This window comes from Xanthomonas sp. F10, assembly GCF_014206815.1.
GTDB lineage: Bacteria > Pseudomonadota > Gammaproteobacteria > Xanthomonadales > Xanthomonadaceae > Xanthomonas_A > Xanthomonas_A indica.
Genome location: NZ_JACHNP010000003.1, coordinates 362,321 through 379,850, shown reverse-complemented (window position 1 = coordinate 379,850; position 17,530 = coordinate 362,321). Strand labels below are relative to the sequence as shown.

The window sequence follows — 17,530 nt, the reverse complement described above, 5'->3', positions numbered from 1 at the left end:
GTGACATCCCTGCCTCTTGGGCAGCGCAGATGGGCTCGGAAGGATCCTCCGGACGACCGGCTGCCGTCAATCTGTCTCTCTGAACTACCCAGACCTCCGCCCAGATCGTGCAGGGCTTCCGCGCCCTGCAAAACCGTTCTGGTGCGACAGGTACCGGCTGGCCCCCGATAGTTGCGGGACTGGGGCGAGGATTCGAGGTCAGGGTGATTAAAAAAAAGCCGTGGCTAGAAAGCGCACTGTAACCCCTGTTTCCACTCTTTCCCCTTTTTCTCTGAACTGCGAAGGGGGATCGGCTCGACGCAATGCCTGAGTTGAGCCACGCCACAAATCGGTGTCAGCTCGAACGAAATTTTTGAGTTCTCAGCGATGAAATCAAACAGAAACTTCAATAATTTCTACTGCCTGTGATCCTTCAACATACCAGAGCTCCGCGAGATTGAGTACGTTTTCTATTGGCTCGTCCGGATGACTGGTTGTTGTGATGTCATGGGAGAAATTGCTATCTGGGTCGGTGAGTAACAAGTCAAAAGCAAGCTCCCAGTTCTCGCAATCCGTCCCCACAGCGCAGAAAAGATCAATCTTTCGCTGTATCAGATCTAACAGCAACGGCTTGTGGTGCACCGAGTACGGCACAGAGCTTATGAGTACAATCTTCAATGCGCCGGCTGAATTCATTGGTGGGATCTGGTGCCTGCATTAAGCCGTGCCGCGAGGGTGCGTCGACTTGAATGGATTGTTAGACGCCACTGTTAGGCTCCAGCAACGATGATATGTCGCGGTATTCCTGCGAAGGAAACTCAAGCTGAGGATTGGCGAGCCAGTAGGCTTCTCCGTGGATGTGAAGCATGGCCCAGTGCCATGCCTCTTCATGGAAAATAAGCCCGCGGAGGCCATTTGGCTGCTCGTAGGGATAGCGTGCAACTGCCGCATCGTCAGCGTCTGACGGGGAGTAGGACCCGTAAGCGCGAAGCACCCACGCAAACATGTGGCGTTCGTGCTTCAGGTACTCCAAGTACTCTTTCTCTTCCCAGGTTTGAGTTGCCATGAAATTCGTGTGTGTCGCCTAACTGCTATCTACTATTTTCCGTATCGGCTAGCTTAACCTGACCCAGTTATCGATCGTGAGGTGCATCGCCCGCACCAAAATAGTTGTAACAACCGACTGCCCCAAGCACGACCGTCAGCACAATGAGACGACGCCTTCGATATCCAAGTTCGACCGAAGAAGCTTGCGACGTCAAGAAGGGACACGTAAGCATGGCGACACTACGGCAGCCCGGCACCCGAGGCTAACCAAGCCGAAACCAAGGTGAAGCTGCCATGATTCCCGAATCTGGCTAAGCATCTTATCTTGCACCTAACGCCTGAACTAAACGGACCCGCGCAGTGGCTTCGGCTTCAATGAATTTTTAGAATCTTTGTCCTTCGTTTTGTGAGATTGCTTGGTCTTGTAGTAGAGACGAAATACACTGTATGCGCAGAGTAGGAAAATCCAAAGTGGAAGGCGCACGACCGAGAAGACGATGAGTTGGTAACTGTGAGATCTTGCGTACCACTCCGCATGTGCTGGGATGGATTCGAGTACGAACGTCAAGTAATAGCAGGCGTGGATTGCCACAAGGCTACCCCAAGTGAGCAGCACTAGGCGCAATTTTGCGAAAGCCAGCTTATCGATTAGCTTAGTCATACATGGCCTAGCATCCACCAAAACCGTGGAGCAGAGTAACCGTTCATAGGTTGGCACACAATAAAGTGCACTCCGACCCCGGGTTTTAACTTTTTTTCAAAATTCCTCTTTCCCAGATGGGAGGATAGCTCGCTTGGGTGATTAATTTATGTAGAGCGAGAATTGCTAAGTGTATATCCTCGGATACTTCACGTATCTGAGCAATTGTCACATTGCTTGATTCAAACTTTAACTTGCCGCGCGCAGAACCGATGTTGATAGTGCACTTACCAGTGCTAGAATCGTAGTACAAACTATTGTGGGAATAACGATTCCTTTTACTTTGTGCAGCCTTTAGTTGAGTTATGACACCAGTGTATTCCTGCAGATGGGTTGCGTGAGGAGAAAGCTCGACGCAGAGCGCAGCCAATATATCCAACCGCTGAGGGAATGATGAGTGTGCTAGCAGAATAAACGAAGTTGGATCTGAAAGGCTATCAAATCCGGCTAATTTTCCTATCCCAATATTAAGTGACGCCTCTAGGGTGCCCCACAGGGTAGTTATCCTTCCGATCTCGATCAAGTATTGATCAGGCAGCGGATAGTTTTTTGCGAGTTCATCAGTGAGCTTCATGCATTGCCTGCTAATTCAACAGCTAATGGCGACCTGGAACCATGCGGAAACCGCCAAAAATAGGGTCAGAGTGCACTTTCTAGAGCGCCGCTCACAGGGAAGTGTACTCTGACCCCATTTACTGAGTGACATTTCAGTGTTACCACACACAAGAAAAGTGAACTCTGACCCCTATTTCTCGCTTTGGTCAGAGTGAACTTTTAAAGGTGTCGCGCATGCAAAGTGCACTCTGATCACCGGTTTGCTTTTTCAAACCTAGAATAGCCTCTTTTTAAGGTCTGAAAAAGCATTAAGCCCACCCCGCCAGTCGCTTCCAGTTTTTGGGAGAACAAATGGATATCGCGCATCGTCTTGAAAAAGAAGCTTATAGTGCTTTCCCTCTTCGTAGATGGTAAAGCCAAGGCTCGCAAATTCAGCTCGAACAGGTGCAGTCATAGAAGTGTATTGGCGCAGCAGTTCCTTTAACCGATCAAGGATTTCTTCGCGATCACCGGGGTTATCGTTACTCACCACCAATGCATCAAGGATGTTACGCCTACGAGAATGTGGCTCTGCGGATGTTGCTGCTGATTTAAGGGATTCGATAATCAAGCCCACTTGTTCACCTTGGTACAGGTCCGATTCTGATGTCTCAAGGCTAATCGTGTGCTCTTCATCACCAGAGGAGTATTGAATACCCCTCTTACTATAACGAGCTCGAACCAGCTCAGCTTCTAGGCGCTGTATTTCTTCATCTTTAGCTAAAATCTCTTTGTCAAAGTGACCTATGTATTCTTCAATATTGTCAGAACCGGATGCACGGAGCATCTCAAGCTTTTGGCGGGACGTGACTTCCTGCAAATACGACCATGTACACTCACGACGCAGACGCTGGTAGAGCAAAGAAATTCTGATCTTTTTTGAAATAGCAGCCTGTAATGCGCTGGGTGAGCCCCACTTACTTGGGAGGTATATCCACTTTCCGACTCCGTCAGGCCAATATATAGCGACAGCGCCGCCATATACGTTCTCTCCATAAACTTGTCGCGTGATCTGGGAAGAGAATTTGCGACTTGGTTCCACAACCACGTGAGCCATCCCCGATAGCCACTTGGCAAGCAATTTAGGGTCAAGGATAAGAGCCCCTGAATGATCCCGACTAACATATACAGCAGGCATTACACTTCCCGTGCCAGCACATATTATCTTCTCTGCGAGATCGGTGTCCGTACTGGTAAGAAATATCGGATCATCAGTAACAGATAGTTCGCCGTCATAGCCGCCTGCGAATTTCTCCATGAGCAACTTTACGATGTAAGGGCGTTTTCCTTGCTCCAGCCGCTCAACAGGAAGCTCAGAGTCCACATTAAGCTGGACACTTACCCAGAAACTTCTTCCTGATTTGTGACCAATCACATCCGTTACCCAGCGAACTCCGTCCTCGTCGGTCTTTTCATAACGTATGCCGCCCGATGAAATTGTTTCAGATTCGAAAAATGCAAAATTTGCAGCTTCAGTATCATCCCCATACTTTCCTTCTCTAACTCCACTTGGAATCTCGTTAGCTAATTTCGTATGAGGACTTTTTACAACCCAAATTCGACAGCAATCCATGAAGTCAGACATTATTGTCGATTCGGCGATTGGAAACTGCGTTTTAAATGTCAGCACTTCGCAAAGCCCTCTTCTAGCTTTAAAACTGATTTAAGCCACGACGCAAAGTGGCGTCGGCTTGAGTGATTTTCTTATGGGAGCCGGTTAAAATCGGTGTCAGCTTGAATTTTCTAAGATCTGGGCACGGCGGGAGAACAGCTAGGGCCCTTTGCGCTACCATAGTAGCCGTGCGTGTCAACAAGCTCTTAACTTAGAAAATTAAGGCTTATGCCGACGATATCGATTGTTGGTACTCGGACTACGATAGCTACCGCCCTTATGCGAAGAGCCGTGGCCCGACGTGTAGTGACCACCGTGACTGGCCGTGTGGTGTGAACCCGCCGCACGCACACGTGCGTCCGCAGATGCAGCAGCCAGGCACATGGCGAACCCAGCCAGCGCCGCGATGATCGAGACTTTGGTAAACATCGATTTCCCCCTGATAAAAAGTGGCTTCCTAGTTTCCGTTGCAGATTGGCGCTCTACGCCGCGTATCCCGCAGGCGCACCCGTCCAATCAGGTCCGATGGAAGTCCGTTCTCCCACAGACGATCCTGTTCTAGCACGGCGTCACACTTTTTGGGGAGACAAATGCGGCCGTCCGTCGTGAACATTCCGAGGTGAATGCGCGCCCCGCTAGGCTAGGGCGCGTTTTGATGTGGCCCGTTTAAATCAGGGCACATCCACCACATTGTTTCTCTGCGTCAGTTCTGCGATGTCGCCCTGGGTCACGATACGCAGCCGACCGTTTTCGGCGCTCTTTCCACCGGGCACCACCAACCGCACCTGTGCCGTCTTCGGCTCCAGATCGCGCGGCGCCGCCATCGGCGGGAATGCCGCCCGCGCCACTTCACGGCCACGCGCATCCTCCAACACCACGAACCCAGCCGGCGCATCCACATGCCCCAGGCTATGCACGGTGACTTCGATGGCATCGCCGGTCACCCGCACATCCCCAAGCCCAATCCCCAAATCCGGCCGCAGCTCGACCGGCACAGCGGCCGGCGCAACCAGCTCGAACTCCATCACCACCGTCTGCCCGGCCGGAAACTCCACATCCACCGCCCCGCTCTTCTCGAACGCAAACTCGCGCGTAGCGGCCTTGCCATCGATCTTCCCATCGCCATCGCGATCGATGCCCGAGCGCATGCGCCACTGCCCAGCCGCGACATTCCACCCGGTCATCTGCGCCCGCTGCAGCTTGCCGCTGGTGTTATAGGCGATGACGGTGAAGCGATCCTGTCGCGGCTTCGGCAGCAGCAGCGCCACCTGCACCGCGCCTTCGGGATCGGCGAAGCGCCAGCTGACGGTGTGGCCGGGGTAGGTCTGGTTGCGCTTGAGGGCGACGCCGCCGAGGCGGGCGCGCTGCAGGTTCACGGTGGGCGATTCGACGCGGTCGCTCCACCAGTGGCCTTCGGTGTTCATGTAGAAGGTCTGCAGTTTGTCGCGGGTCTCGGCGCGGTACAGGGTTTCCAGCCAGCGCGGGTCGCCGGTCTGTTCCCAGGCGACGTGGTGGGCGAAGTCCGGAGCGTCGTCGGGCTCGGCGTCCGCCGCTGTCTTGGCCAGGCTGGCGCCCCAGTTGTCGCGCTTGCCGAGCACGTCGAGGAAATTCTCGTTGAGCAGGGACAGGCCGACGGGGCCGGCCTTGGCGACGCGGTAGTCGATGGGCTGGAGGTAGCGCGCGTCGCCGGTCCAGCGGTAGGCGGCCCAGAAGGTGTGCAAGGTGTCGGGGCCGCCGCTGCCATCGAATAGGCTGCCGCCGCGGGTCTTGCCGGTGGCCCAGTTGATCTCGTTGGGCAGCGCCCACTGGCCCTTGGCGTCGGTGTAGGCATGGGCCAGGTAGCCGTCGGCCAGGCCGGTGACGATGCGGCGGCTGTTGGGATCGGCGTTGTAGCCGCCCAGCAGCAGCGCCGGGTGCAGGATCGGGAACGAATAGGGTTTTTGCCACTGCCAGTTCGGTTCGCGGTAGACCTTGCGCCCGCCGAACCAGTTGCTGGCGAACAGCAGGTGGCCCTGCGGGTTGACCTGGATGATGTTGTCGAAGGCCTTGACCGTGCGCATCAGCCGCTCCACCGTCAGCGGGTCGCCCCAGTTGAGGTAGAGCATGGCGCTGTTGATGTTGATGCCGTCTTCGTAGGAATGCAGTTCGTCGGTCTCGATGGTGGAGAGGCCGTCGGTGAACATGCCGTTGCGGTAGTTGGCGTCTGACAGGGCGGTGAGCGAGGCGTTGAGCTTGTCCGGGTCCACGCCCATCAGGGCGACGCCGGGCCATTGCTGGGTGAGGTCAGAATCGTCGGAGATGCCGCCGCCGAAATCGCCGTAGTCGACCTGGCGCTCGTCGATCCACCAGTTGATGTAGAGGCGCGTGGCCTTGAGATCTTCCAGCTGCCAGAACGCCCAGCCCGGCACGCCCTTGGGCGGCTGCGGCAGTTGCACCGGCAGCGGGCCCTGGTTGCCGTAGCTGATGTCGGCCCAGTATTGGCGGCCCAGCGCGTTGTCCGGGTCCACCCGCAGCAGGTCGCGGATGTCGGCATCCAGGCGCGCGTACAGGCGCTGGCGCTTGGAGGTGGTGTGTTCCTCGACCAGGAAGCCCCAGTTGTCCTTGACCTGGTTGAAGCGGTCGGCGATGTGCTCGGCCTTGGCCTGCGCGCGCGGCTTGAACAGCAGGCGCAGTTGCGCGCCGTCCAGCGCGCGCGCGTCAAAGCCGGGTGCGGCCGAGGCGATGCTGAGCATCAGGCTGTCGTCGCCGAGGATGCGGTCGCGCAGGTCCAGCCACAGCGTGCGCGCCTGTCCGGGCGCGACCGAGACCGACACGTCGAGCATGTCGCGGCCGGGCCAGATGGGATCCTTGACGCGGATGTTGAGCGGGATCAGGCCGTCGTGCGTGGCCGGCAGTTGCAGCGCCGGCAGGTCGATGGCGATGCCGTCCAGGCCGTCGTGCATGTTCTCCCAGCCGTACGACCAGCTGCGCATCAGCGGCTGTGCGGCCGGCGCGTCGCCGAGGTTGGACGGGATGAGCACGTGGACGATGGGCAGCGGCGGCACCGCGGTCTTCTCGTCTGCACGCTTGCGCGAGGGCGCCTTGGTCGGCAGTGCGACCACGGTGCTGCGCTCGTCCGGCGGGTAGCGCCCGGCGATGTAGGCGCGCAGCGCGGCGAGGTTGGCGTAGTCCGGGGCGATGTCACTGCGCACGGTGTAGCGCAGCGTGGCGCTGGGGGTGGCCGGCTCGGCGCCGGCGCCGACGTCGTAGGCCCAGATCTCCTGGATCGGGGTTTCCTGGGCAACGTTGCTGAAGCGCAGGTGGCCGCCGCGGCGGCGTTCGAACTGGTCGACGCTGCGCACGGTACCCTGGGCGCGCGCGAACAGCGGCGTGGGCGTCGCGCCATCGGCGGCATAGGTGGCCTGACCGTAGGCGGCACCGCGCAGTTCGATGCGGTTGAACGGTTCGTCGGGCAGGGCCAGATCCAGCGCCTTGCCGCCTTCGACGTAGACGTTCCAGTCGGGCAACTGGAAGTAGTCGTTGCGGCCGGGCAGGCGCGAGCGGTTGTAGACGCCGGGCCAGGTGGTCTCGGCGATGCCGTCGGTGGCCTTCCACATCCACTCCTTCAGGTCCTTGGCGTCGGCGAACTCGACCTTGCGGATGCGCGTGGACGGCGCATCCAGCGCCGGTGGGGCACGGCCATGGTCCCAGCCGAAGCGGCGCAGCCAAGCGTTGCGCGCGGCGCTGTCGGGCACGGGCTCGGCGCTGCGCGGTTCCTGTTGCCGGGCCAACGCGGCGATGCCGACGGCATCGAGCATGCGGTCGTAGACGCGGATCTCGTCGACGTCGCTACCCCGCAGGAAGTTGTAGCGGCTCTGCACCTGGTGCGGCGCCAGCACGCGCGCGGCCAGTCCAAGCTGGTCGAGCGCGGCGTCGAAGTCGAGCGAGCCGCCCTCGGCGCAGGCCTGGGTGCAGTCCACGCGCGCGGCTTCCTTGCCGTCCACGTACAGGCGCACGCCGCGGGTCTCGTCCCAGGCGAAGGCCAGGTGGGTCCAGGCGCTGGGCGCGGGGTGTTTGTCGAGCGTGAAGGAGACGCGGGTGCGCGCCAGGTTGGCGTCGGTGACGAAGGCATCGAAGCCGTGGCCGTTCCAGTCGATGCGCAGCCAGGCCATGTCCCAACTGGTGTGGTCGGCATAGCCGACGCGGAAGATCACGAACGGCGCTTCGCCGACTGGATAGCGCGAGCGCCAGAAGAACGACAGCGTGCCGCGCTGAGTGTAGATGTTGCCGGGGGCGTTCCAGGACAGCACGCCGTCGTCGGCCCATTCGATCGCCTGCCCGGACACGCCGGTGGACACCAGGGCGATCTTGTCGCGGAAGTTGGGTGTCGGGTCGCCCTTGGCGACGTCGGCGTCCAGGCCTTTGTCGGCGGAGACGCGGAATAGGAGTTCGGGGGTGGCGGCTATGGCGATGGTGGGACAGACGAGTCCGCACAGCAGAGCGAGACTGTGGAGCATGCCGCGCAGGCGCACGGGGAGTGCAGGAGCGGACCGAGGCCAGCTGTCGCGGCTGAAGCCGCTCCTACGAGGAGCCGGTGCGCGCGTAGGAGCGGCTTCAGCCGCGACGATGTGGTCGGCGACGGCGCCACTGCGAATTGCCTGTTTCATCTCGCTCCTTTGCGATCGGCGCGCGCCATGGCAGCGCGCGGCGACCTCCCTCCCCGGCCCGCGAGTATGCGGGCAGCGGGGCGTTGCCGATGCCGCAGCGCGGCACCGGCGCACGCAACCTTCAGAACTTGTAACGCACCCCGATCGCGTACTGGCGACCGGTCTCGCTGTAGGTCAGCGGCAGTTGTGCGCCGCCCGCGCTGGTCTGCACCCACTCGTAGTACGGCACGTTGGTCAGGTTCGAGCCTTCCAGGCTGATGTCGATCTTCTCGTCGATCTTGTAGGTCAGCTTGGCGTCGACGACATTGGTGCCGCGCATGCCGTGCATGTCGAAGCCGGTCTCGGTGGCCGGCACCTGGGTCAGGTAGCCGTCGCGGTGGGTCAGCGACACGCGGCCGCTGAAGCGCTCGCCTTCGTAGAACAGCGTGGCGTTGTACGAATTCTTCGACAGGCCGGTGAGGTCGGTGTTGAACGATAGCGCGCCGGTGCCGGTGACGTACTGGATCTTCGACTGCACGTAGGTGTAGTTGAGCTGGGTGCCGAAGTTGGCCCACTTGCCCGGCAGGAAGCTGAAGGGCTGGATGTAGTTGAACTCGGCGCCCTTCAATTTGCCGCCCGGGGTGTTGAGCGGCACGCTGAAGACGAAGTCGTCGCTAGCCGCCGCGCCGGTGCCGTCGAGCAGGCTGACCGGCAGGCCGCTGCTGGAGTACGGGGCGATGGTGCGCGCGGTCTGCACGAAGCTGTCGATGTCCTTGTAGAACAGCGCCAGGCCCAGCATCGCGCCTTCCTGCAGGTACCACTCGAAGCCGAGGTCGGCGGTCTTGGCCCGGATCGGATCCAGGTTCGGATTGCCGCCGCTGACCGTGCGCGCACCACCGGCGACGGCGACCGTCACGCCCGGGGTCAGGCTGCCCAGGCCCGGCCGCGTCATCACCTTGGCGGCGCCGAAGCGGATCAGGAAATCCGGGGTGATCTCGGCGACCAGGTTCAGCGACGGCAGGGTGTCGTGGTAGTCGCGCTCGACCGTGGTGTTGATCAGGTTGGAGCCGACCAGGGCGTAGCCGGTGGAGGACTGGTTGGTCTTCACGTAGCGCACGCCGATGTTGCCGGAGAACGGAATCGCGCCGATGTCGAAGGCGAAGTCGCCCATCAACCAGGCGCCGCGGTCCTTCTCTTCCACGCTGCGGGTGTTGACCGCGCGCTCGGCCAGCGCCCAGGTGCCGTTGCCGCTGTAGATGTCCAGCGCATCGGCGATGCCGTTGAGGTCGGGCACCGCCCAGTTCGACGGCGTGCCTTCGATGCCCTTCAGCCCGGCCAGCGCCACCAGGTCGGCCGGCACGATGCGGTTGCCGGTGGCGAAGGTCGGCACGCTGGTCTCGGAGGCGCGGCGGAACTCCTTGGTGTCGAAGCCATAGTTCTTGGCCAGCACGCCGCCCTTGAGGGTGAAGTTCGGGCCCAGGTTCCACTCGAAGTTCAATGAGCCGGTGTCGAAGTCGTTGTTGGCCGACTGCGGGCGCATGCGCACTTCGGCCAGCGTCCAGCCGTTGGCGGCGGTCGGGTCGATGCCGTAGTCGAACACCGGCGAGGTGTAGCTGTTGCGGTAGTCGTAGCTGTAACCGGCCACGTTGTTCTTGTCCATGATCACCGTGGTCTGGATCGGGTTCCGGTGCTTGGAACTGGAGGTGCCGACCTCGCCGGTGATCTTGAAGGTGTCGCTGAAGCGGTGCTCGCCGCTCAGGGTGAGCTGCTTGAAGACCGTGTTCCACTCGTCGTGGCGGTTCTCCGAGCGGATGTCGACGTTGTCGAAGCGGCCGTACAGCAGCGCGCCGGAGGCCGGATCGACATAGCCGTCGCGCACGATCATCTCCGGCTTGCCGTTCTGCGAGCGGCCGCGGCTGAAGCTGATCGCCTCGATGTAGTGCTCGTCGCGCTTGGCGTCGATCTTGGAATACAGGCCGTCCAGCGAGAACTCGGTGCTGTCGTTGGGCTTCCACTGCAGCGAGCCGGTCACGCCCAGGCGGTTCTGCTTGTGCTCCATCTGCGTGTAGCGCGGGATGCGCGGGCTGAACACGTTGGCGCTGTTGGCCGCGGCGAACGGCGAAGCGGGGCTGTAGCCGTTGTTGCTGGGGCCGTTGGCCCAGCGGGTGGTGCCACTGCCTTCCTCGAGCACCTGGCGCTCGGAATAGGCCACCGACATCAGCGCGCCGAAGGTGCCGTCGGCCCAGGTGTTGGCGACCAGCGCGGCGATGCGCGGATCGGCCTTCTCCGACATGCCGTTATAGGTGGCCTGGCCGTTGGCGGCGAAGGTGAAGCCGTCGTAGTCGAACGGCCGCGCGGTGCGCAGGTCGACCGTGGCGCCCAGCGAACCTTCCTCGACGTCGGCCGAGGCGGTCTTGCGCACCACCATCTGGGTGAACAGGTCCGAGGCGAACACGTTGAAATCGAAGCCGCGGCCGCGATTGGTGCCGCCGCTCTGGTCGCTGGCGCCGACCGTGGTCAGCGCCTCCATGCCGTTGATGCGCACGCGGGTGAAATCCGGGCCGAGGCCGCGCACGGAGATGTTGCGGCCTTCGCCGGCGTCGCGGGTGATGACCACGCCGGGGATGCGCTGCAGCGATTCGGCCAGGTTGGTGTCGGGGAACTTGCCCACGTCCTCGGCGACGATGGCGTCGACCATGCCCTTCTCGGCGCGCTTGATGTCCAGCGCCTTCTCCACGCTGGCGCGGTAGCCGGTGACGACGACGGTGTCGAGCTCGGTGGTGGCGTCGGCGGAGGCCGTGGCCGGCGCCTGCGCCGGGGCGTCCTGCGCCTGCAGGGCACCGGCCTGCAGGGCCAGCCCGATCGACAGCGCGAGCAAGGTAACCGGTGTCTTCCGGCGTTCGGTACGTGATTGCATGTCCTCCCCTCCCAAGGGTTACATGACGGCGTGGAACTGCGGGCGTTGTCGCGAATGACACCGCTAGTCAAAAACAACGTTAACAGTTGCGAAACATTGCGGCATCTTGCAGCGCAACAGAGTGCCAAGCGCTCCAAGGGTCTTTCCAGTCAATGAGATAGCGAATGATCGCGATGGCGGCCAGTGCCGAAACGCCTGTAGCCGCACAGAAATGACACCGCTAGTCAGTTCTTCTGGCCGACGCCCGCGTTTCGCGGCATGCTTGGCGTTCCTTCGGCCGCCCGGACCCGCCCGCCATGACCGTTTCCCGCATCGTCTGCTTCGGCGAACTGCTGCTGCGCCTGGGCGCGCCCGGCCACGAACGGCTGCTGCAGACGCCGCGACTGGAGGTGCAGGTGGGTGGTGCCGAGGCCAACGTGGGCGTGGCGCTGGCGCATTTCGGCCATGCCGTCTCCGTGGTCAGCGTGCTGCCGGACAACCCGCTGGGCCAAGCCGCGGCCGGCGAGTTGCGCCGGCATGGCGTGGACACCCGCGGGGTGCGCTTCGTGCCCGGGCGCATGGGCCTGTACTTCCTCAGCACCGGCGCCGGGCACCGGCCGAGCGAGGTCACCTACGACCGCGCCGGCTCGGCCTTCGCGCTGGATGCGGGCGACCAGCACGACTGGCCGACGCTGCTGCGCGGCGCGCAGTGGCTGCACCTGTCCGGGGTGACCCCGGCGCTGGGCGAGCGCGGCGCGGCGGCGGCGCTGGCCGCGGCACAGGCAGCGCGCGCGGCCGGGGTGCGGGTGTCGTTCGATGGCAACTACCGGCCCAAGCTGTGGGAAGCCTGGAACGGCGACGCGCCCGGCATCCTGCGGCAATTGCTGGCGCAGGCCGACGTGCTGTTCGCCGACTACCGCGACCTGGAGGTGGTGCTGGGTCACCGCTACCCGCAGGACAGCGTGCAGGCGCGGGTTGAGGCCGGTGCGCGCGACGCCTTCGCCGCGTTCCCGCAACTGCAGGCGATGGCCTGCACCCAGCGCGTGGCGCACAGCGTGGACCGGCACAGCCTGGGCGCGATGCTGCTGCGCCGCGATGGCAGCGTCGCGCAGGCGCCGGCCGAAGAGCTGAGCGGCATCGTCGACCGCATCGGCGGCGGCGACGCCTTCGCCGCCGGCGTGCTGCACGGGTTGAGCCAGGGGTGGGACGACACCGCCACGATCCGCTTCGGCCTGGCCGCCGGCTGCCTCAAGCACACGCTGCCCGGCGACGTGCTGGCGCTGAGCGAAGCCGAGGTGCAGGCCTGCGTGGGGGCGACGCGGTTCGATGTGAGGCGGTGAGAAGCCGGGATTGGGGAATGGGGATTGGGGATTGGCAAAGGCGCTAGCGCTGCGGGTTTCGCGGCGCGGGGCGGCGCCGCGGTATGGAACCGACCTCATTCCCGACGCGGTTCGGTCAATTCCAGCATCGCGGCTTCGGTTGTCGCGGCTGAAGCCGGGGAAAGCTGCCGCGGGGATGGGTGGGGTCTTTGTGGGAGGGACTTCAGTCCCGACGCGACTCGGTCAACGCACGCATTGCCGCTTCGCTTGTCGCGGCTGAAGCCGCTCCTACGGGTGCGGCGTGCGCTCTCGTAGGAGCGGCTTCAGCCGCGACAAGCCATCGAACATCAGCAATGCGCGGTGCGAGCGCAATGGCGCACATGTCGCTGCTTCGGTGTTGCCGGCAGCGCCGCTAATCACTGTACGGCCTGGCCCGCCGCCACTGCACAGCCCTCGCCTGTCTCGCCATGGAGGCCGCTCATCCCGGCGCTGCCATCGCTTCGGCTGCCATCGAAAAAGAAAACGGCCGACATCGCTGCCGGCCGCATGTTCTTTCCAGGATCCGGGATCACAACGACTCCCGAATCCCCACTCCCCAATCCCCGCTCCTCAGAGCTCCACGCAATCGAACTTGACGTCCGGGTCGACCTCAGCGTCGTAGTCCACGTCCTTGCGTTCGAAGCCGAACAGCTTGAGGAACTCGTGCTTGTAGCCGGCGTAGTCGGTGAGCTGGAACAGGTTCTCGGTGGTCACCTGCGGCCACAGCGCCTTGCAGGCGTTCTGCACGTCGTCGCGCAGTTCCCAGTCGTCCAGGCGCAGGCGGTTCTCGTCGTCGGTGGCGGCCGGCTGGCCGTCCTCGCGGTACAGGCGCTCGCGGAACAGGCGGTCGGCCTGTTCGATGGTGCCTTCGTGCAGGCCCTTTTCCTTCATGATCTTGTAGACCATCGAGATGTACAGCGGCATCACCGGGATCGCCGCGCTGGCCTGGGTCACCACCGATTTCAGCACCGCCACGTTGGCCGTGCCGCCCTGCGGCTGCAGGCGCGCGTGCAGGCGCTGCGCGGTCTGGTCGAGGTCGACCTTGGCCTTGCCCAGTGCACCGTGCCAGTAGATCGGCCAGGTGATCTCGGTGCCGATGTAGCTGAAGGCGACGGTGCGTGCGCCCGGGGCGAGCACGCCGGCGCCTTCGAGCGCATCGATCCACAACTCCCAGTCCTGCCCGCCCATCACGGTGACGGTATCTTCGATCTCCTGCTCGGTGGCCGGCTCGATCGAGGCCTCGATGATCGCGTCCTTGTTGGTGTCGATCGCGGTGGCGGTGTAGGTCTGGCCGATCGGCTTGAGCGCCGAGCGCTTCACTTCGCCGGTGCTCGGCAGCTTGCGCACCGGCGAGGCCAGCGAATACACCACCAGGTCGACCTGGCCGCCCATGTCCTGCTTGATCAGCTCGATCACCTTCTCGCGCGCCTGGTCGGAGAAGGCGTCGCCGTTGATCGACTTGCTGTACAGACCGTCGGCCTTGGCCTGCTTGTCGAAGGCGGCGGCGTTGTACCAACCGGCGGTGCCGGCCTTCTTCTCGCTGCCGGGCTTTTCGAAGAACACGCCGAGGGTGGCGGCGCCGAAGCCGAACGCGGCGGTGATGCGCGAGGCCAGGCCGTAGCCGCTGGACGCGCCGATCACCAGCACGTTCTTTGGCCCATCGTGGCGCACGCCGCGCGCGCGCGTGGCGGCGATCTGCTCGAGCACGTTGCGCTCGCAGCCGAGCGGATGCGTGGTGGTGCAGATGAAACCGCGGACTTTCGGATGGATGATCAACGTGAATTCCTCGTCGGCACAATGCCCGCGGCATCTTAATGTCTGCGGCGGGCATGCAGAAGTCCCGGTGGCAGCACACGGCAGGGTATGGAACGCGGTGCGGGTGGAGGCGCGCGCGTGCAGGGGTGTCGCGTCGCGACTGAAGTCGCTCCCACAAAGGCAGGCATCGTGGTGGCGGGCGCTGCGCTGGCGCGAGGTGGATCGCGCTGGTCGGCGAGCCACGCATCGCGCCGTCGGTTGTCGCGGCTGAAGCCGCTCCTACGGCGAGCGGGGGCATAGCGCGGTGGATGGAACCGGTGTGGGAGGGACTTCAGTCCCGACGCGCTGACGGTGGATGTCTCGGCGAGATCGCCTGGGTGCGCATCAGATGATGCGCAAGGTGATCGCCTTGAGCACGGCGCGGGTGCGGTCGCGGGTGCCGAGCTTGTCGAGGATGGTGGAGACGTAGTTCTTCACCGTGCCTTCGGCCAGGAACAGGCTGCGCGCGATCTCCTTGTTGGAGTAGCCGCCGGCGAGCAGGCGCAGGATCGCCACTTCGCGTTCGTTGAAGGTGTCGCGCGGCGCGTCCTCGTCGCGGTAGCGGTAGCGCGCGCGCACCGGGTCGGTGCTGACCGGCTGCAGCAGGGTCTCGCCCGCGGCTACGCGCGCGATCGCCTCGCGCAGATCCTCCGGCGCAGCGTCCTTGAGCAGGAAGCCCTGCGCGCCGGCGGCGGTGGCGCGCAGCAGCAGGTCGGATTCGTCGAAGGTGGTGAGCAGCAGCACCGGCGTGCGGTCGCCGCGCGCGCGCAGCTGCTGCAGCGCCTGGATGCCGTCAATGCCCGGCATGCGGATGTCGCTGAGCACCACGTCCACCGGCGTCGCCGCCACCGCGTCGAGCAGGGCCTGGCCGTCGTCGGCCTCGCAGGCGACGACGATGCCCTGGGTCTGCAGCAACGCGCGCAGGCCCGCGCGCACCAGCACCTGGTCGTCGGCCAGGGCGATCCGCAGCGCGCTCACAGCGGCAGCCTCACGCTCAGCTGCATGCCGCCGAGCGGCGTGCGGCCCAGGTCCAGGCGCCCGTGCAGCGCGGCCAGGCGCTCGCGCATGCCGGCGATGCCGTTGCCCTCGCGGATGCGCTCGGCGCGGTGGCCGTCGTCCTCGATGTCCAGGCACAGCTGCTGTCGGTCCTGGCCCAGGCGCACCCGCACATGCGCGGCGTCGGCATGCCGCGCGGCATTGGTCAGCGCTTCCTGCACCAGCCGCAGCAGGGTCTCGGCCAGGTGCGGGTCGGTGATGCGCAGCGCCGGGTCGATCTGCAACTGCAGCTGCGGCCGCGGGAATGGCGCGGCCAGGGCACACAGCGCCGTCTCCAGGTCCACGCCGCGTTCGTCGCGCAGCGACTGCACCACCGCACGGATGTCGGCCAGCAACTCGCCGGACAGCCGCTCCACCGTCGCCACCTCCGCCCGTTGCGCCAGCGCCGGATCGGCCAGCAGCAGGCGCAGCTGGATGCGCATGGCGGTGAGCTTGTGCCCGGCCACGTCGTGCAGTTCGCGCGCCAGGCGCAGGCGCTCGGCATCGCGGGTGCTGTCGGCGAGCAGCGCGCGGGTGGCCAACAGGTCGGCATTGACCCGCGCCAGCGCCTCGCGCGCCAGTTCGGCGGTGCGCGCGTAGTGCGCACTCAGGCCGGCGAAGGCATGGAAGCCGGCGTAGATCAGCGTGGTCGGCAGAGGATGCCTGATGCCGGCGGCGGACAGCGCCAGGAACGTGCCCAGGTTGGCCAGCAACGCCAGCGCCAGCACCTGCCGCGGCGGCCACTGCAGCGCCAGCTGCGCGACCACCACCACCAGCAGCACCGGCGCCGTGCCGACATGCGGCTCCAGCCAGACCAGGGCCATCGCCGCCGCCGCCTCGAGCCACAGCGCGGCATCGCGCCAGCGCCCGGGCAAGTAGTGGGCGCCGAGCAGCGGCAGCAGGAACAGCATCGCCGCGAGCCAGCGCCAAGCCGCCAATGCATGCGGCGCGAACTGGAACGACCACAGCACGGTGGCCACGGTCAGCAAGCCGGCCAGGCGCTTGGGTTCGATCAGGTCGCGCAGGAATCGGTTCATGCGGCGGATGCTGACCGCGCGGCGACGCCGCGGCAATGGGCCGGACGCAGAAAGTGACTTCCGGCAGGCGGAGCGGGTGACCAGCGGCCACTGCCGCGCCACCACGATGGCGGCACACTGCGTCCATGCCCTGCTGCGCGCTGGACACCCGGCGCGCTGGATGGGGCCGCTTCATCCACCCTGCCACGCAATGCCTGCCTTGCACGCCGCACGAGGACACCGCCATGCCCATGACCCTGCACCATCCGGATCTGCTGTTCATGCTGCTCGGCCTGAGTTGGGGCGCCTACGAAATCCTGCTCGGCCGCCGCCGCCGCGCGGCCGATGGCGGCGCCCGCGACCAGGGCACGCTGCGGCTGCTGTGGCGCGTGCTGTATGCCGCGGTGGCGCTGGGCGTCGTGCTGTCGATGCTCGGCGTGTGGCGGTATGCGCCGCACCTGCGCGAGCCGTTGCGCTGGACGGCGTGCGTGCTGCTGGCCAGCGGCCTGGCGCTGCGGTTGTGGTCGATCCGCGTGCTGGCGCGCTGGTTCACCGTCGACGTGACCATCCAGGAAGGCCACCGCCTGGTCCGCCACGGGCCGTATCGCTATCTGCGGCATCCCTCCTACACCGGCGCGCTGCTGGCGTTCTACGGGCTGGCGCTGGGCATGGGCAACGTGCTGTCGCTGCTGGCGATCGTGCTGCCGGTGACCTGGGCGTTCCTGCGCCGCATCCAGGTCGAGGAAGCGATGCTGACCCAGGCCTTCCCCGAGGAGTACCCGGACTACGCCGCGCACAGCTGGCGACTGCTGCCGTGGGTGTGGTGAGGCCACGTCGCTGGTCACGACCCCACTGATTGGTATTACCAATTCTG

At 63.9% G+C, this 17,530-nt stretch carries 11 protein-coding genes; 2 read left to right on the top strand and 9 right to left on the bottom strand.

Features of this window, described 5'->3' with window-relative positions; all coding sequences use genetic code 11:
• Positions 1-372 precede the first annotated feature (372 nt).
• The 6 genes from FHR56_RS18415 to FHR56_RS18385 all read right to left on the bottom strand — a co-directional run bounded on the left by FHR56_RS18415 (position 373) and on the right by FHR56_RS18385 (position 11,474).
• Positions 373-675, bottom strand: a complete 303-nt coding sequence (locus FHR56_RS18415) for a hypothetical protein (RefSeq protein ID WP_184502746.1) — start codon at positions 673-675, stop codon at positions 373-375.
• 61 nt (positions 676-736) lie between these two features.
• On the bottom strand, positions 737-1,045 hold the full coding sequence (locus FHR56_RS18410; protein WP_184502745.1) for a hypothetical protein: 309 nt from the start codon (positions 1,043-1,045) through the stop codon (positions 737-739).
• 727 nt (positions 1,046-1,772) lie between these two features.
• Entirely contained in the window at positions 1,773-2,300 is a 528-nt protein-coding gene (locus FHR56_RS18405; protein ID WP_184502744.1) for a hypothetical protein, read from the bottom strand.
• 255 nt (positions 2,301-2,555) lie between these two features.
• Entirely contained in the window at positions 2,556-3,905 is a 1,350-nt protein-coding gene (locus FHR56_RS18400; RefSeq protein WP_184502743.1) for a hypothetical protein, read from the bottom strand.
• Positions 3,906-4,603: 698 nt separating this feature from the next.
• The gene (locus FHR56_RS18390; protein ID WP_184502741.1) at positions 4,604-8,428 is read right to left on the bottom strand and encodes a LamG-like jellyroll fold domain-containing protein; all 3,825 of its coding nucleotides are present in this window, start codon (positions 8,426-8,428) and stop codon (positions 4,604-4,606) included.
• Between the two features lie 271 nt (positions 8,429-8,699).
• Positions 8,700-11,474, bottom strand: a complete 2,775-nt coding sequence (locus tag FHR56_RS18385) for a TonB-dependent receptor (RefSeq protein WP_184502740.1) — start codon at positions 11,472-11,474, stop codon at positions 8,700-8,702.
• Between the two features lie 296 nt (positions 11,475-11,770).
• Here FHR56_RS18385 and FHR56_RS18380 point away from each other — a divergent pair, with 296 nt between their 5' ends.
• On the top strand, positions 11,771-12,793 hold the full coding sequence (locus FHR56_RS18380; protein ID WP_184502739.1) for a sugar kinase: 1,023 nt from the start codon (positions 11,771-11,773) through the stop codon (positions 12,791-12,793).
• A 588-nt stretch (positions 12,794-13,381) separates the two neighbouring features.
• Here FHR56_RS18380 and fabV read toward each other — a convergent pair.
• The 3 genes from fabV to FHR56_RS18365 form a co-directional block, all read right to left on the bottom strand.
• Entirely contained in the window at positions 13,382-14,587 is a 1,206-nt protein-coding gene (gene fabV, locus FHR56_RS18375) for an enoyl-ACP reductase FabV (RefSeq protein ID WP_184502738.1), read from the bottom strand.
• 363 nt (positions 14,588-14,950) lie between these two features.
• Complete coding sequence (locus FHR56_RS18370) at positions 14,951-15,583, bottom strand: response regulator transcription factor (protein ID WP_184502737.1); 633 nt, start codon at positions 15,581-15,583, stop codon at positions 14,951-14,953.
• Positions 15,580-16,677: a histidine kinase gene (locus FHR56_RS18365; protein WP_184502736.1), complete on the bottom strand. Its 1,098-nt coding sequence runs from the start codon at positions 16,675-16,677 to the stop codon at positions 15,580-15,582. The genes FHR56_RS18370 and FHR56_RS18365 overlap by 4 nt, the downstream gene beginning before the upstream one ends.
• Before the next feature lie 230 nt (positions 16,678-16,907).
• Here FHR56_RS18365 and FHR56_RS18360 point away from each other — a divergent pair, with 230 nt between their 5' ends.
• Positions 16,908-17,483: an isoprenylcysteine carboxylmethyltransferase family protein gene (locus tag FHR56_RS18360; protein WP_184502814.1), complete on the top strand. Its 576-nt coding sequence runs from the start codon at positions 16,908-16,910 to the stop codon at positions 17,481-17,483.
• Positions 17,484-17,530: the final 47 nt, after the last annotated feature.

Bases quoted from the DNA above. Each gene is read 5' to 3' on its own strand.
- FHR56_RS18415 (WP_184502746.1), bottom strand. From the start codon at position 675: ATGAATTCAGCCGGCGCATTGAAGATTGTACTCATAAGCTCTGTGCCG.
- FHR56_RS18410 (WP_184502745.1), bottom strand. From the start codon at position 1,045: ATGGCAACTCAAACCTGGGAAGAGAAAGAGTACTTGGAGTACCTGAAG.
- FHR56_RS18405 (WP_184502744.1), bottom strand. From the start codon at position 2,300: ATGAAGCTCACTGATGAACTCGCAAAAAACTATCCGCTGCCTGATCAA.
- FHR56_RS18400 (WP_184502743.1), bottom strand. From the start codon at position 3,905: ATGTCTGACTTCATGGATTGCTGTCGAATTTGGGTTGTAAAAAGTCCT.
- FHR56_RS18390 (WP_184502741.1), bottom strand. From the start codon at position 8,428: ATGCTCCACAGTCTCGCTCTGCTGTGCGGACTCGTCTGTCCCACCATC.
- FHR56_RS18385 (WP_184502740.1), bottom strand. From the start codon at position 11,474: ATGCAATCACGTACCGAACGCCGGAAGACACCGGTTACCTTGCTCGCG.
- FHR56_RS18380 (WP_184502739.1), top strand. From the start codon at position 11,771: ATGACCGTTTCCCGCATCGTCTGCTTCGGCGAACTGCTGCTGCGCCTG.
- FHR56_RS18365 (WP_184502736.1), bottom strand. From the start codon at position 16,677: ATGAACCGATTCCTGCGCGACCTGATCGAACCCAAGCGCCTGGCCGGC.
- FHR56_RS18360 (WP_184502814.1), top strand. From the start codon at position 16,908: ATGACCCTGCACCATCCGGATCTGCTGTTCATGCTGCTCGGCCTGAGT.